General features: G+C 67.4%; 18 protein-coding genes. 8 read left to right on the forward strand and 10 right to left on the reverse strand.

Translation table 11 applies throughout. The features are described from left to right. Positions 1-6: 6 nt before the first annotated feature. From flgK to flgB, 10 genes are read right to left on the reverse strand one after another with little or no spacing between them, the layout of a single operon-like run. A complete protein-coding gene (gene flgK / locus K7G82_RS19260; RefSeq protein ID WP_222991562.1) occupies positions 7-1,335 on the reverse strand; it encodes a flagellar hook-associated protein FlgK in 1,329 nt (442 codons plus the stop codon). Next, entirely contained in the window at positions 1,332-1,616 is a 285-nt protein-coding gene (locus tag K7G82_RS19265) for a rod-binding protein (protein WP_222991563.1), read from the reverse strand. The genes flgK and K7G82_RS19265 overlap by 4 nt, the downstream gene beginning before the upstream one ends. Then, complete coding sequence (locus K7G82_RS19270) at positions 1,613-2,716, reverse strand: flagellar basal body P-ring protein FlgI (RefSeq protein ID WP_222991564.1); 1,104 nt, start codon at positions 2,714-2,716, stop codon at positions 1,613-1,615. The genes K7G82_RS19265 and K7G82_RS19270 overlap by 4 nt, the downstream gene beginning before the upstream one ends. A 19-nt stretch (positions 2,717-2,735) precedes the next feature. Beyond that, a complete protein-coding gene (locus K7G82_RS19275; RefSeq protein WP_222991565.1) occupies positions 2,736-3,422 on the reverse strand; it encodes a flagellar basal body L-ring protein FlgH in 687 nt (228 codons plus the stop codon). Further along, positions 3,403-4,191: a flagellar basal-body rod protein FlgG gene (gene flgG, locus K7G82_RS19280; protein WP_222991566.1), complete on the reverse strand. Its 789-nt coding sequence runs from the start codon at positions 4,189-4,191 to the stop codon at positions 3,403-3,405. The genes K7G82_RS19275 and flgG overlap by 20 nt, the downstream gene beginning before the upstream one ends. A 20-nt stretch (positions 4,192-4,211) precedes the next feature. Beyond that, positions 4,212-4,952: a flagellar basal body rod protein FlgF gene (locus tag K7G82_RS19285; RefSeq protein ID WP_222991567.1), complete on the reverse strand. Its 741-nt coding sequence runs from the start codon at positions 4,950-4,952 to the stop codon at positions 4,212-4,214. Between the two features lie 5 nt (positions 4,953-4,957). Further along, positions 4,958-5,770 (reverse strand): flagellar hook-basal body complex protein, encoded by an 813-nt coding sequence (locus tag K7G82_RS19290; protein WP_222991568.1) that lies wholly within the window; start codon positions 5,768-5,770, stop codon positions 4,958-4,960. Positions 5,771-5,795: 25 nt separating this feature from the next. Beyond that, entirely contained in the window at positions 5,796-6,062 is a 267-nt protein-coding gene (locus K7G82_RS19295; RefSeq protein WP_222991569.1) for a flagellar hook assembly protein FlgD, read from the reverse strand. Next, on the reverse strand, positions 6,059-6,466 hold the full coding sequence (gene flgC / locus K7G82_RS19300) for a flagellar basal body rod protein FlgC (RefSeq protein ID WP_246623703.1): 408 nt from the start codon (positions 6,464-6,466) through the stop codon (positions 6,059-6,061). Before flgC ends, K7G82_RS19295 begins: the two co-directional genes overlap by 4 nt. Positions 6,467-6,468: 2 nt before the next feature. After that, positions 6,469-6,816 (reverse strand): flagellar basal body rod protein FlgB, encoded by a 348-nt coding sequence (gene flgB / locus K7G82_RS19305; RefSeq protein WP_222991571.1) that lies wholly within the window; start codon positions 6,814-6,816, stop codon positions 6,469-6,471. 316 nt (positions 6,817-7,132) lie between these two features. On the opposite strand from flgB, the gene K7G82_RS19310 reads away from it, so the two are divergent. From K7G82_RS19310 to K7G82_RS19345, 8 genes are all read left to right on the forward strand, one after another. Continuing rightward, the gene (locus K7G82_RS19310; RefSeq protein WP_222991572.1) at positions 7,133-7,786 is read left to right on the forward strand and encodes a MotA/TolQ/ExbB proton channel family protein; all 654 of its coding nucleotides are present in this window, start codon (positions 7,133-7,135) and stop codon (positions 7,784-7,786) included. Further along, positions 7,783-8,205 carry a hypothetical protein gene (locus K7G82_RS19315; protein WP_222991573.1) on the forward strand — a complete coding sequence of 141 codons (423 nt, stop codon included), beginning with the start codon at positions 7,783-7,785 and terminating at the stop codon, positions 8,203-8,205. The genes K7G82_RS19310 and K7G82_RS19315 overlap by 4 nt, the downstream gene beginning before the upstream one ends. 82 nt (positions 8,206-8,287) lie before the next feature. Next, a complete protein-coding gene (locus K7G82_RS19320; RefSeq protein ID WP_222991574.1) occupies positions 8,288-8,803 on the forward strand; it encodes a flagella basal body P-ring formation protein FlgA in 516 nt (171 codons plus the stop codon). A gap of 199 nt (positions 8,804-9,002) precedes the next feature. Next, positions 9,003-9,281 (forward strand): flagellar biosynthesis anti-sigma factor FlgM, encoded by a 279-nt coding sequence (flgM, locus tag K7G82_RS19325; protein ID WP_222991861.1) that lies wholly within the window; start codon positions 9,003-9,005, stop codon positions 9,279-9,281. Further along, positions 9,278-9,607 (forward strand): flagellar protein FlgN, encoded by a 330-nt coding sequence (locus K7G82_RS19330; protein WP_246623705.1) that lies wholly within the window; start codon positions 9,278-9,280, stop codon positions 9,605-9,607. The genes flgM and K7G82_RS19330 overlap by 4 nt, the downstream gene beginning before the upstream one ends. Before the next feature lie 81 nt (positions 9,608-9,688). After that, the gene (locus tag K7G82_RS19335; RefSeq protein WP_222991575.1) at positions 9,689-10,555 is read left to right on the forward strand and encodes a lysozyme family protein; all 867 of its coding nucleotides are present in this window, start codon (positions 9,689-9,691) and stop codon (positions 10,553-10,555) included. A 23-nt stretch (positions 10,556-10,578) separates the two neighbouring features. Beyond that, positions 10,579-12,690 (forward strand): flagellar biosynthesis protein FlhA, encoded by a 2,112-nt coding sequence (locus K7G82_RS19340; protein WP_425517298.1) that lies wholly within the window; start codon positions 10,579-10,581, stop codon positions 12,688-12,690. Continuing rightward, positions 12,687-13,421 (forward strand): sigma-70 family RNA polymerase sigma factor, encoded by a 735-nt coding sequence (locus K7G82_RS19345; RefSeq protein ID WP_222991576.1) that lies wholly within the window; start codon positions 12,687-12,689, stop codon positions 13,419-13,421. The genes K7G82_RS19340 and K7G82_RS19345 overlap by 4 nt, the downstream gene beginning before the upstream one ends. Positions 13,422-13,436: the final 15 nt, after the last annotated feature.

The following is a 13,436-nucleotide window of genomic DNA, read 5'->3' on the forward strand; positions in this document are numbered from 1 at the left end:
TCAGCCTCAGTTGATCGAGATGATGGAATCGAAGAGGTCCTTCGCAACCTGCATGATCCGGCCCGACGCCTGGAACGCCTGCTGGAAGCGGAGCAGATTGGCGGCTTCGTCGTCGAGGCTGACGCCCGCCTGGGTGGCGAGCGCGCCCTCCGCGCCACTGGCGATCACCCCGAGCGCGTCGCGCGTCACCGATCGCGCGGCAACCGCCGCGCTGGTGTCGTTCAGCAGCGCGTCGAACTTGCGCAGCGCGTTGCTGCCGCCAAGCGCGGCGATCATCGTATCGAGATTGCCGGTGTTGCGGCTGTCCGCCCCCGCGCCCGCCGGCGCCGTGGCGATCGCGCCGCCCGTGGTCGCGACCATCGTGATGTCGCCCGCGCCGGTGCCGCCGAACAGCGGCTGGCCGGCGCTGCCGTCGAGCGCGACGCCCGATGCCTGCGCGCCATTGATCGCACCGATGATGGTGGCGGCGACATCGTCGAGCCGCGCGCGCGCGTCATTGACCTGGGTGAGCCCGGTCGCGGTGCCCGCCAGCGATCCCGAGACGATCGCGACGCCGGTGCCGCCGACATCGAAGGCGAGCGATCCGTCCGCCGCGACGCCGACGCCCACGGTCGACGCGCCATCGGGCGTCACCAGCGCGACGCCGCCCAGGCTGACCTCGGCGGTGCGATGCGCGCCGATCGTCACCGAGACGCCGGCGATCTCGCTCATCGACTTCAGGATCGAATCGCGCTTGTCGAGCAGGGCGGCCTGATCGCTGCTGCCCTCGCTCGAACGGACGAGCCGCGTGTTGATCTTGGCGAGATCGGCGGAAAGCTGGTTGAGCTTGCTGACACCGTCCGCGGCATCGGCCTGCAGCGCCGTCCTGGCAGAATCGAGGCCGCCCGCCGCCGCGTTCAGCGCGTCCGCGACCGACTGGGCGTTTTCCAGCACCACCGCGCGGAGCGCGGGATTGGTCGGATCGGCCTTCAACCCCTGCAGGCTCGCCTCGAACGTCGCGATCGCCGAAGAGATCTTGGGCTGTTCCAGCGCGCTCTCGATATTGGAAAGCGCCCCCACTTCGGCGTTGACGCGCGCCAGGTCACTGCCGGTGCGGCGCACTTCGGCCAGGCGGAACTCGTCGGCATTGCGCACGATGCCAGAGACGCGCACGCCGTGAAGCGAGACGTCGTTCTGGGTGTAGAGCATCCCGCTGCCCGACACCTCTGCCATCGCGACCGAGCGACGGACATAGCCGTCGGTGCCGGCATTGGCGATGTTCTGCGCGGTGACGTCGAGCGCGATGCGCGCAGCGCTGGCGCCGCTGCGCGCGATCGAGATGAGATCGGAACTCATGGTGCGTTACCGCCGATCTGGCGCGAGAGCTGCTGCTCGATCGTACGGGCGAGGCCGAGCCCGCCATTTTCGGAGACGATGTCCGCCAGCCGCGAATCCTGCATCGACTGGAACTGTTCGACGGCGCTGTTGTCGAACAACCCGTCGGCCAGCTTCGCCTTGTGGGCGGCCGCCAGCATCTGTCGGACGAAGATCGCCTCGAACTGCTGCGCCGCCTTGCCAAGCTGAGCCTGCTGTTCCGCCGGCCTGGATGCGAGGGGAAGGGAATTGGCGATCTTCATATCACGATCAACTCCGCCTTGAGCGATCCCGCCTGCTTCAGCGCTTCGAGGATCGCGACGAGATCGGGAGGGCTGACGCCCAGCTTGTTGAGCGAATCCACGATCGCCGACAGCGACGGTCCGGGATTGAGCACGGCTAGGTGATTGTTGCTCTGTTCGACCGAGATGGTGCTGTTTTCCTGCACCGCGGTCTCCCCGCGCGAGAAAGGCGCGGGCTGCACCACCTGCGGCGCCTCGTCGATATGGATGACGAGCTTGCCATGGCTGACCGCCGCCGGCGCAAGACGCACGGCGCTGCTGATCACCACCGTGCCGCTGCGGCTGTTGACGATCACGCGCGCGGGCGCTTCGGCCGGCGTGATATCGAGCATCTCGATCGCCGCCATCATCGCGCCGCGCGTATTGGCGCCCGTCGGCAGCGCGAGCGATACGGTGACCGCATCCTCCAGCGTGGCGATGGGGCCGAATTTCTGGTTGATCGCGTCGCGGATGCGCTGCGCGGTCAGGAAATCGGCTTCGTTGAGGTTGAAGCGCAGCACGTCGCGGGTATCGAAGCCCGTCGCGACCGCGCGCTCGACCGTGGCGCCCAGCGGAATGCGGCCGACCGTCGGCACATTGACCGACAATTTCGATCCGTCGCGCGCCGAGACGCCCAGGCCGCCGACGACGAGATTGCCCTGCGCCATCGCGTAGATCTGCCCGTCGGCGCCCATCAGCGGCGAAAGCACCAGCGATCCGCCGCGCAGCGACTTGGCCTTGCCCAGCGCGGAAATCGTGATGTCGATGCGCTGGCCGGGCTTGGCGAAGGCGGGAAGATCGGCGGTGATCATCACCGCCGCCGCGTTCTTCAGCCCCGGCTGGATGCCCGGCGGCAATTGCAGGCCGAGCCGATTGGTCACGCCCTTCATCGCCTGCGCGGCATATTCGAGATTGTCGTCGCCCGTGCCCTCAAGGCCGACGACCACGCCATAACCGACGAGCTGGTTGGTCCGCACCCCCTGGAAGCTGCCGAGATCGCGGACGCGTTCGGCCTGCGCCGGCGCGGCGGGAAGCAGCGCGGCGGCGAAAAGTGCGAGAAGAAGCTTCGGCAGACGGATCATGGCGTGGGGTCCTTGAGCCTTAGAAGGGACTGATCATGTTGAAGAAGCGCTGCAGCCAGCCCTCGCGGCTGGCGCGCGCGACCTGGCCGTTGCCCGAATATTCGATCTGGGCATCGGCAACGCGCGTCGACGCGATGCGATTCATCTGGTCGATGTCGGCAAGCCGGACGATTCCCGAAAACTGCACCCATTCCTCGCCCTGGCTCAAGGTGAGCCGCTTCTGGCCCTTGACGATGGCGCTGCCGTTTCCGAGCAGTTTGGCGATGGTCACGCTGACCTCGCCGCCCAGCGCGCTCTGTTGAGCGGCGGCGCCATTCCCATTGAACGACGATCCGCCCGAAGCCTTAAGGGCATTGGGGTTCAGAAAATCGAGCGGGCCGGCCGTGGGCGGCGTGATCGAGAAGCCTCCGTCGCGCGCCGTCTTCGATGTGGCGGACTTAGACGAGGTGATCCGTTCGACCAGCACGACGGTCAGCAGATCGCCGACCGCGCGGGCGCGATTGCCTTCGTGGAGCGCGGCATAGCCGCTGCTGGCCTGGAAGATCGCGCCATCGGCAACCATCGGGGGTTGCGCGGGCGGCAACGGCAGAGTCGCCTCGAAGCCCGGCTTGGGCCTGGCCTTCTTCGCGTCGGCGGGCGACAGCATGAAGGCGAGGCCGCCCGCGAGCAGCAGGCCGACGGTGCGGTTAAAGCGTCTGGTTCGCATTGCGCAGCATTTCGTCGACAGCGGAGATCATCTTGGAATTCACCTCATAGGCGCGCTGGCATTCGATCATGTCGACCAGCTCCTCGACAACATTGACGTTCGATCCTTCGAGCATGCCCTGGCGGATCGAACCGCGGCCTTCCTGGCCGGCGACGCCGACCTGCGCCGCGCCGCTCGCGGCGGTCTCGAGCAGGAAGTTGTCGCCCGCCGCCTGCAGGCCCGCGGGGTTGGCGAAGCTGGCGAGCGTGAGCTGGCCGAGCTGGCTGGGCTCGGTCTCGCCCGCGATCGTCGCGGAAACCGTGCCGTCGAGACCGACGGTGATCTCGGTGGCATTTTCCGGGATGGTGATACCGGGCTGGACCGGATAGCCCTGCGCGGTGATGAGCTGCCCTTCGGGCGAGCGCGCGAAATTGCCGGCGCGGGTATAGGCGATCTGACCGCCGGGCATCTGCACCTGGAAATAGCCATTGCCGTCGAGCGCGAGATCGAGCGCATTGCTCGTCGTATTGAGCGCGCCCTGGGTCTCGATCCGCGCGGTGCCCTGCACCTTCACGCCGGTACCGAGATTCAGGCCGATCGCATATTTGGTCTCGCTGCTCGACTGGGTGCCGGCGACGCGGACGTCCTGATAGGCAAGCGTCTCGAACGACGCGCGATCGCGCTTGAAGCCGGTGGTGCCGACGTTCGCGAGGTTGTTCGCGATGACGCGCATCCGCGCGTCCTGCGCTTCGAGCCCGGTGCGGGCGACATGCATGGCGGAAGTGGGCATGGATCAGTCCTTCGCTGGAATCAGTTGATGCGCATGAGCGCCGCGCCGCCCTCGTCGAGGTCCTTCGCGGTGGTCAGCATCTTGGTGCGCATGTCGAACGAGCGCTGGTTCTCGATCATCTCGACAAGCATCTGCGCGCTGTTGACGTTGGATTGCTCGAGCGCGCCGGTGGTGACGCGGGCGTCGAGATCGGCCGGCAGCGCGCCATCGCCGACGACGCGGAACAGCCCGTCCACCGATTTCGCGATCTGCGTGCCTTCGGGCGAGACCAGCTTGATGCGGTCCACGGTCTCCGGAGCCTTCGGATCGCCGCCGGGCGCGACCACCTGGACCGAGCCATCGGGCGAGATCGAGACGGAGGCGGAGGTGGGGATCGAGATCGGGCCGCCATTGCCGAGGACGAGATGGCCGTCCCCGGTCTGGAGCAGGCCGGAGGGCGAGACCATCAGGTCACCGCGCCGCGTATAGCCTTCCGATCCGTCGTCGGCCTGAACCGCGAGCATCGCCTTGCCGTCGACCGCGAGGTCGAGTGACCGTCCCGTCTGCACCACCGCGCCTGCCGTCATGTCGGCGTCCTTGACCTCCATGGCGCTCGGCGCGCGGACCTCGAGCATCGGGCCCTTGAGCGTCTGCGCCTCGAACGCGGCGCGTTCGGCGCGAAAGCCGATCGTGTTCGCGTTGGCCAGGTTGTTGGCGATCGCGGTCTGCGCGGAGAGCGATCCGCGCAGACCCGAATAGGCGGTGTAGATCAGGCGATCCATGGCGTTTAGGTCCGGATGCCGATGATCGTCTGGGTGATCTGCGACGCGGTGTCGATCGCCTTGGCGTTCGCCTGGAAATAGCGCTGCGCGGTGATCAGGCCGACGAGTTCCTCGGTCAGATCGACATTGGAACGCTCGACCGAGCCCGACATCAGATCGTTGAAGCGACCGTCACCGGGTTCACCCCAGCTCGGCTCGCCCGACAGGCCGGTCGGCGACCAGTTGGACGATCCCATCTGGCGCAGGCCGGTCGGTGCGGTAAAGCTCGCCATCGCGACGCGGCCCAGCGTCTGGTTGGTGCCGTCGGCGAAAGTGGCGATCACATCGCCATTGCCGCTGACGGTGATGCCGGCGAACTTGGATCCGTCGGCATTCTCGGCCGGGATCTGCGCATCGATGGTGGCGCCGGTATCGGCGGTGCCGTCGGGCGCGACCGCGAAGAGCTGCAGGCGATCGTCGGTGCCGCGCTTGATATAGCCGTCCTCGTCGACCGAGAAGGCGCCGTTGCGGGTGAACATCACCTCTTCCGACGCGGCCGACTTGGTCGCGAAAAAGCCTTCGCCGGTGATGGCGAGGTCGAGCGCATTGCCGGTCTGCTCGATCGGTCCGTTGGTGAAGCTCTGCGTGATCGATTCGACACGCGTGCCCACGCCCATGGCGAGCTGCGGGTTCGTCGTCGACGAGGTCGCGAAGACATCGGCGAAATTGGCGCGGCTGCGCTTGAAGCCGGCGGTCTCGGAGTTGGCGAGATTGTGCGAGACGACTTCGAGCTGGGTCTGGGCGCTCTTGACGCCGCTCAGCGAGGTATAAAAGGACATGGCGTATCTCCCTTGAAGGACGGGTTCAGGTGGAAGGCGTGGCGGCGTCGCCGCCGAGCTTGGCGTTGATCAGCTTCAGCGTGTCGTTGATCTCCGAAAGACCGGCCAGGCTGGAGAACTGCGCCATCTGGGCCAGCATCTCCTTGTTATCGACCGGATCGAACGGATCCTGCGTCTGCATCTGCGCGGTCAGCAGGCGCAGAAAATCCTTCTGGCCAAGCTGGCTGGAAACCTTCGCGTCAGCCGGAACCGGCGTCGAGCTGTTCGTCGCGATGACGGAATTGAAGTTCATTTGCCTAGCCTCATCGTATCGAGCATCAGGGTCTTGGTGGTCTGGAGCACCTCGATCACATTCTGGTACTGGCGGGCGCTCTCCATCATCTCGACCATCTCCTGGGTCTCATCGACGGGGGCTGCCCACACATCGCCATTCTCGTCGGCGAGCGGGTGATCGGGATCGTGCCGGCGGATCGCCTCCGCATCGGAGCGGACGACGCGATCGACGCTGACGCTCATCATGCCGGTCGAGCGATCGAGCTCGGTGCGGAATACTGGCTTGATCGGCTTGTAGACCGCGTTGGCATCGCCGGCGATGCTGCCGGCATTGGCGAGGTTCGAGGCCGAGCTGTTCATGCGCACGAGCTGTGCGGACATGGCGCGTCCGGCGACGTCGAAGATGGTCATCGGCTTCGCCATCGTCATTCGCCCTTGATCGCGCGGGTGAGCGTCTCGACCCGCGACTGGATGAACGACAGGGTGGTCGCGTAGCCGACCGCATTTTCGGAGAAGGCGACCTGCTCGGTTGCGAGCTCGACGGTGTTGCCGTCCATCGAGGGCATCAGCGGCACGCGGTAGAGTTCGGCCTTCGCTGTCGCCGCATCGCTGCCGGCGCCGTTCAGGCGCGCGTCGAGCGCGGTCTTGAAGTCGATGTCGCGCGCCTTGTAGCCGGGCGTCGCCGCATTGGCGATGTTCGACGACAACAGGCCCATGCGCTGCGAACGCACCTCAAGCGCCGCGCCATGAATGCCAAAGAGACTTTCGGCCATCGGCCATGCTCCCAATCTGATCCGGCACGGGCCGGACCTTCGCCCGTAGATAAGCAACAGGCGTGCCAATTCGCGGAAACCCGCTTTTTTCCGTCGATCCCGCCGCGAACCGGCAAGCGGCCGGCAAGATCTTGCCGCATCCAGGCAAGAATTTTCCGCCCTGCCGCCCCCTTGCCGCCCCGCGCCGCTTCCCGCCGGCGCCCATCCGCCCGTGGATCGGCCGTTCCCGGCAATTGGCACGCCCCTTGCGAACTCCGCCTTCACGCGAATGTGCGGACGGCCACGGCCGATCCGGATCGCGATGGGAGATTGAAGAATGTCGCTCGACAGGATGTTCGATCCGAACGCGTTGCTGCTGGTGGTGCTGGGCACCCTGGCCGCCACGCTGCTGCGCTCCGGCTTCGGCGAGATCGCCAATACCGGACGCGCGCTGGCATCGCTGTTCCGGCCGCGTTTCTCCGAAGCGCGCGCGCGCGCGGCGCTCGCGGCGCAGGCCCGGCACATCGATCGCGAGGGCATGTTGCGCGCGCCGCTGGCGACGATCCCCGATCGCGACCTTTCCCAGGCGGTGGAGGCGATGCTGCAGCGCCGCTCGATCGACGCGCTGACCGAACATCATGAAGCCAGCCGGATCGCACGCGAACGCGTCGCGGCCGACGGCACCCGGCTGTTCAATCTGGCGGCCGACCTGTCGCCCGTGTTCGGCCTGGCCGGCACGCTGGTCGCGCTCACGCAATTACCCGCCGGCGGACTGGCGCCGGAAGCGATCTCGGCGGCGGTGTCCTCCGCCGTGCTCACCACGCTTTACGGCGTGCTCAGCGCCAATCTGATCTATGCGCCGCTCGCCCGCCACATCGCCCGGATCGCCGAACACGAGGAAGCCGGGCGCCAGGCGATGGTGGACTGGCTGCAGGCCCAGATCGCCCCGTCGCCCGCGATCGTGCGATCAACCCGGACGATGGCGGCATGAACGCGCCCGGCACGAGCTGGCAGATCATGCTGGCCGATCTCTCGATCATCCTGTTCCTGACGACCTTTTCGGCGCTGGCGCGGGTGGAGAGCAGTTCGGCCAAGGCTGCGGCGCCCGCGCCTGCCATGGCCCCCGCGCCCACGCCGCCGCCCGCTCCGCTGGTGGCGGAGCCCGTCGCGATGTGGCGTCCCGGCCCGGGCACGCCGCCGCTTGGCCAATGGCTGAAGGAACAGGCCGTCGATGCGCGCATGCGCGTCAACATTCATGGCGCCTATCGCCCCGGCCGGCGCGACGCGGTGCTGGCCGATGCCGCCGCCGTCAGCGCCGATCCGGCACTGCAGGGCCGCGCGGTGCGGCTGATCCTGGAACCCGCCAACACCGACACGATCACCGTGACGCTCAGTTTCGACCAAGGCTGATGGAAACATCGGCGCATTTCCTACCGAAAGCAGACCGACTCTCATGATCCACTTCAACACGCGACAATCGAAAGGCCAGACCATGATCCGTTTGATTCCAGCTCTCGCTCTCGTGGCGGCCGCCATCCCGGCGCATGCCACCATGCCGACGATCGATCACAATGCGCTCGATCTCGCGGTCCAGCGCTTCACCGGCAACGCTCTGGGCGCGCCCGGCGGCGCCGCCGCGCCGATCGATCGCAGGCTCCGCCTCTCGTCGTGCGGCGGCGATGTCCGTGTGTCCTGGCGCACGGTGCGCCGCGACACCGTCATCCTCGAATGCCCGGTTGGCGCCGGATGGAAACTCTTCGTTCCCGTCGTGCCCACCAATGCGGTGATGGGCGCAGAGACCGCCGTGCAGACCGCCAGCCTTGCCGTCGCCAAGGGTGATGTCGTGACCATCGAGGTCAAGGGCACCGGCTTCACGATCAGCCAGGGCGGACAGGCGATGGAAGCCGGCCCGGTGGGGAGCTGGATCAAGATCAAGGCCGCCGGCAAGGGCGAGGTCCTGACCTGCCAGGTCCTGCGTCGCGGCCTGGTCAGCATGCCGACCTCCTGATCGGGCACGGCCGGCGCCGCCGGCCGCTCCCGTTCGCCATCCATGAGAACCGGTCTCCGGGGTGCTCCGCGCATCCCGGATCGACCGGTTTTCGCGTTGATTCCGGCCGGCGGACGAACATCGGCGATTTTGCCCCTTAAGTCCTCCGCGCCGCTGCCGTTCTGGTGTGCTGAAAGGCTTGGATCAGGACTTGAGCAGCATGGATACCTCACCCATCAACCCGGTACGGCGCATCGCCAATACCAGGGAACAGGCTGCGGCCGGTGCGGCGACACAGGCTGGCCAGCCCGGACGGACGACGACGGCCCGGCCGGTCGTCTCCGCGGAAACGCTCGGCACCGATACGGCTCCACCGATCGACCATGATCGCGTGTCGCTGATCCGCAAGGCGATCGCCGAGGGCAGCTATCCCGTCGTCCCCGCCAAGATCGCCGATGCGATGATCGCGGCCGGCATATTGCTGCGGACCCCGAAATGAGCGCGATCAAGGACAGCCTGCGGCAAATGCTTGCCGCCCTGCAGGACGAGCGGCAAGCGCTTGCCGCCATCGACCTCGACACCATCATGCTGTGCGCCAATCAGAAATCGGCGCTCGTGGGGCAGATCGCCAGCGCGGACATCGCCGAACTGGACGACGAATGCCGCGGCATGGTGGAGGCCGCGCACCGGCTGAACGAGGTGAATCGGCAGACGCGCAACCTTTTGGCCGCGAATGTCACCGCCCGGCTCAACATGCTGACCGGCCGCACCGACGTCTATCGCGCCGCGCCGATGGGCGCGCATATCGCGCGACGCCCCGCCTGATCGGCACAACTGGCACGGCTATTGCTTAATTCCCTTCCGTCCGGACGCACCGTCGCGCCGGGCGAGGAGGAAAATTTGGGAATGCCGCAAGTTCAGCCAGTGGCGAACCAGGCCGCAGTGCGCGCGGAGATCCAGCGCGCCTCGACCAGCACCGGCGTCGATTTCGACTATCTGCTCGGACAGGCCAGCCTTGAAAGCAGCCTGGATCCGGACGCGCGCGCATCGACGTCGAGCGCGAGCGGCCTGTTCCAGTTCATCTCCAGCACCTGGCTGAACACCATCCAGAAACATGGCGGCGAGCATGGCCTGGGCTGGGCCGCCGCGCAGATCGAACAGACTGCCAAGGGGCCGGTCGTCCGCGATCCGGCGATGCGCCAGCAGATCCTGGCGCTGCGCTTCGATCCGCAGGTCTCCTCGCTGATGGCGGGCGAATTCGCCAACGACAATCGCGCGACGCTGCAGGCGGCGCTCGGCCGCGAACCCAACGGCACCGATCTCTATCTCGCGCATTTCCTGGGCCCGGCGGGCGCCACCAGCTTCCTCCAGAACGCGGCGCAGAATCCGGGCATGACCGCGGCCGCGCTGTTTCCCAAGGCGGCGGCGGCGAACCGGTCGATCTTCTTCGACGGCAGCGGCGACGCCCGCTCGCTCGGCCAGGTCTACGACATGTTCCAGAACAAGCTGGGCAACGCGATCGAGCGCAATGGCGGCGATACCGGCAGCTTCGGCGGCTTCGACATCGCGGCGATGAGCCCCGGCGCGATGCCCGCCGCCTATATGCGCCAGCAGCCCCGGCCGATGGACGCCGTCCAGCCGGCGGGACCGCCGCCACGACCGACCATGGCGGAAACGCTGCGCGCCAGCTTCGGGCTGGACGTCGCCGGCAATGACACCGGCCGCGCCAATGTCCGCCAGGCCTATGCCCGTCTCCAGGCGTTCAACCTGTGAGCGCGCTGGCCCTGCCCCCCATGATGCCCTCGGCGCGCGGCTTCGCGCTGCCCGCCGGCATCCTTGCGCTGATCGTGCTGATGGTCGTGCCGATCTCCTCGATCGTGCTCGACATCTTCTTCGTCGTGAATATCGGCCTGTCGATCGCCATCCTGATGACGGCGATCAACGCGCGCAAGCCGCTCGATTTCTCGTCCTTCCCGACGGTGCTGCTGTTCGCGACCCTGCTCAGGCTCGCGCTCAACGTCGCGTCCACGCGGGTCGTGCTCGTCTCCGGCCATGAAGGCACCGCCGCCGCCGGCCATGTCATCGAGGCGTTCGGCGCCTTCCTGATCGGCGGCAATTTCATCGTCGGCCTGTTCGTCTTCGCGATCCTGATGATCATCAACCTGGTGGTCGTCACCAAGGGCGCGGGCCGCGTCTCCGAAGTGTCGGCGCGCTTCACGCTGGACGCCCTGCCCGGCAAGCAGATGGCGATCGACGCCGATCTCGCCGCCGGGCTGATGACGCCCGACGAAGCCCGCGCGCGCCGCCAGGAAGTATCGACCGAGGCCGATTTCTACGGATCGATGGACGGTGCGTCCAAATTCGTGAAGGGCGACGCGATCGCGGCGCTGCTGATCCTGGCGGTCAACATCATCGCCGGTTTCTGCCTGGGCATGATCAGCCACGGGCTGACCGCGTCCGAAGCCGCCGAACATTACATCACGCTGGCGGTGGGCGACGCGCTGGTCGCGCAGGTGCCCTCGCTGCTGCTGTCGATCGCCGCCGCCGCCATCGTCACGCGCGTCACCAGCTCGGACGACCTGACCGGCCAGATCGGCGGCCAGTTCGCCGATGCCGCGATCTGGATTCCCGTCGCCTTCATCCTGGGTGTGATCGGCATGATCCCGGCGATGCCGCAGAGCATCTTCCTGCCCGCCGCCGCGATCTCCGGCTATATCGCCTGGCGGCTGGCCAAGCGCGCCAAGGCGCCGCCCAAGCCGGTGGCCGAACCCGTCGAGGTCGCCAATCCCAACGAGATCCGGCTGGACGACGTCAGCGACCACACGCTGGTCACGATCGAGCTCGGCTTCGGCCTGGTCCACTTGGTCGACGACAAGCGCAGCGCCCCGCTGGTCAGCCGCATCACCGGCGTGCGCAAGCAATTGTCGCAGCTCTTCGGTTTCGTCGTGCCGCAGATCCGCGTGCGCGACAGTCTGGACCTGCCGCCGACCGCCTATCGCGTGCTGCTGGGCGGCGTCGTCATCGGCGGCGCCACCATCCGCCCGGACAAGCTGCTGGCCATCAACACCGGCGAAGCCAGCGGGCAGCCCGCCTTTGCCGGCGAACCGACCCGCGACCCGAGCTTCGGTTGCGACGCGCTGTGGATCGACGCGGGCCTGCGCGACCTTGCCATCGCCGATGGTTTCCTGGTCGTCGACGCGAGCACGGTCGTCGCGACCCAGCTCAACCAGTTGCTGATCGATCGCCCGCAGGCGCTGCTCGGCCCGGACGAAGTGCTGGCGCTGATCGACAGCCTGAAGGAGCGCGCATCCGGGCTGGTCGAGACCGTCTATCCGCAGCCGCTGTCGCTGGCGGCGATGACGCGCCTGCTGCGCTCGCTGCTGGAGGAAGGCGTCTCGATCTCGCACCTGCTGCCGATCTTCTCCAGCCTGTCCGCATCGGTGCAGCAGACGCTGGATCACGAACGACTGATCGACATGCTGCGGATCGACCTGGGCGGCTATATCGTCGGGCGCATCTGCGGCCCCGCCGATCGCCTGCCGGTAATCACGCTCGATGGCGGCCTGGAATCGATGATCATGCAGGGCATGATCGATCCGGCGACCAACCAGCCGGTGATCGAGCCCGACCTAGCCCGGTCGATCGGCGATCGCATCCGCGACCTCATGGCGCAGCGCACGCCCGATCAACCGCCCTGCGCGCTTGTCGTGCAGCCGCGCGTGCGCCGCGCCGTCACCGCGCTGCTCAAGCTGCGCGCACCGCAATGCCTGGTGATCAGCATCGCCGAACTGCCCCCGACCCAGCCGATCGAAGTGGTCGCGGTGGTCGGCGGCGCCGGCAGCGAAGCCCCCGTCACCTTCAGTGAAGACCCTGGCCGCCCGGCCCAGAAGGAAAGCATGACCGCATGACTCATCCTTACAAATCGTCCGTCGCCGCGACCGTCTACCGGCAGGATCCGATGGACCGCATCCGCCAGTTCATGCCGCTCGTCCGGCGCCTGGCGTGGCATGTGCACGGATCGGGCCATGCCGATCTCGAGGTGGAGGATCTCGTCCAGACCGGGCTGGTCGCGCTCACCGAATGTGTGCGCCGCCATGACGGCGAAGGCGATGACGGTTTCGCCGCCTATGCCAAGATGCGCGTGCGCGGCGCGATGATCGACATGCTCCGCCGCAACGCCACCATCTCGCGCGGGGCGATGGAGCGACGGCGCGAAATGCGCGACAAGTCGGATACGCTCCAGATCCGGCTGGGCCGCCCGCCGTCTTCCGCCGAACTGGCGGCGGCGATGGAGATGAGCGAATCCGAGCTCGCCGCGCTGCGCGTCGCATCGACGCCGCTGCGCTTCGAAGGCCTCGACGATTGCTATTCGGATTCCGATCCCGCCTTCGCCGATGACGAGCCTGACAGTTTCGAGCAACTGGCAGGCGCCGAGACGCGGACACGGCTGACCGACGCGATCGCGGGCCTCGCCGAACGCCATCAGCTGATCGTCCAGCTCTATTTCGTCGAGGAGCTCAACCTGTCCGAGATCGCGGAGATCCTGGGCGTCAGCGTGCCGCGCGTCCACCAGATCAAGGCCCAGGCGCTGGCCGCGCTGCGCGAGGCGATGGGCGGGGACGTGGATTTCATCGGCTGATACCAGCGTGCAGGG

It is taken from the genome of Sphingomonas colocasiae (genome assembly GCF_019880585.1).
Taxonomy (GTDB): Bacteria; Pseudomonadota; Alphaproteobacteria; order Sphingomonadales; family Sphingomonadaceae; genus Sphingobium_A; species Sphingobium_A colocasiae.

Bases quoted from the DNA above. Each gene is read 5' to 3' on its own strand.
- K7G82_RS19290 (WP_222991568.1), bottom strand. From the start codon at position 5,770: ATGTCCTTTTATACCTCGCTGAGCGGCGTCAAGAGCGCCCAGACCCAG.
- K7G82_RS19320 (WP_222991574.1), top strand. From the start codon at position 8,288: ATGATCCGTTTGATTCCAGCTCTCGCTCTCGTGGCGGCCGCCATCCCG.
- K7G82_RS19265 (WP_222991563.1), bottom strand. From the start codon at position 1,616: ATGAAGATCGCCAATTCCCTTCCCCTCGCATCCAGGCCGGCGGAACAG.
- K7G82_RS19295 (WP_222991569.1), bottom strand. From the start codon at position 6,062: ATGAACTTCAATTCCGTCATCGCGACGAACAGCTCGACGCCGGTTCCG.
- flgG (WP_222991566.1), bottom strand. From the start codon at position 4,191: ATGCCCACTTCCGCCATGCATGTCGCCCGCACCGGGCTCGAAGCGCAG.
- K7G82_RS19270 (WP_222991564.1), bottom strand. From the start codon at position 2,716: ATGATCCGTCTGCCGAAGCTTCTTCTCGCACTTTTCGCCGCCGCGCTG.
- K7G82_RS19340 (WP_425517298.1), top strand. From the start codon at position 10,579: ATGCCCTCGGCGCGCGGCTTCGCGCTGCCCGCCGGCATCCTTGCGCTG.
- K7G82_RS19285 (WP_222991567.1), bottom strand. From the start codon at position 4,952: ATGGATCGCCTGATCTACACCGCCTATTCGGGTCTGCGCGGATCGCTC.
- flgB (WP_222991571.1), bottom strand. From the start codon at position 6,816: ATGGCCGAAAGTCTCTTTGGCATTCATGGCGCGGCGCTTGAGGTGCGT.
- K7G82_RS19335 (WP_222991575.1), top strand. From the start codon at position 9,689: ATGCCGCAAGTTCAGCCAGTGGCGAACCAGGCCGCAGTGCGCGCGGAG.
- flgC (WP_246623703.1), bottom strand. From the start codon at position 6,466: ATGGCGAAGCCGATGACCATCTTCGACGTCGCCGGACGCGCCATGTCC.
- K7G82_RS19315 (WP_222991573.1), top strand. From the start codon at position 7,783: ATGAACGCGCCCGGCACGAGCTGGCAGATCATGCTGGCCGATCTCTCG.
- flgK (WP_222991562.1), bottom strand. From the start codon at position 1,335: ATGAGTTCCGATCTCATCTCGATCGCGCGCAGCGGCGCCAGCGCTGCG.
- flgM (WP_222991861.1), top strand. From the start codon at position 9,003: ATGGATACCTCACCCATCAACCCGGTACGGCGCATCGCCAATACCAGG.
- K7G82_RS19310 (WP_222991572.1), top strand. From the start codon at position 7,133: ATGTCGCTCGACAGGATGTTCGATCCGAACGCGTTGCTGCTGGTGGTG.
- K7G82_RS19345 (WP_222991576.1), top strand. From the start codon at position 12,687: ATGACTCATCCTTACAAATCGTCCGTCGCCGCGACCGTCTACCGGCAG.
- K7G82_RS19330 (WP_246623705.1), top strand. From the start codon at position 9,278: ATGAGCGCGATCAAGGACAGCCTGCGGCAAATGCTTGCCGCCCTGCAG.
- K7G82_RS19275 (WP_222991565.1), bottom strand. From the start codon at position 3,422: ATGCGAACCAGACGCTTTAACCGCACCGTCGGCCTGCTGCTCGCGGGC.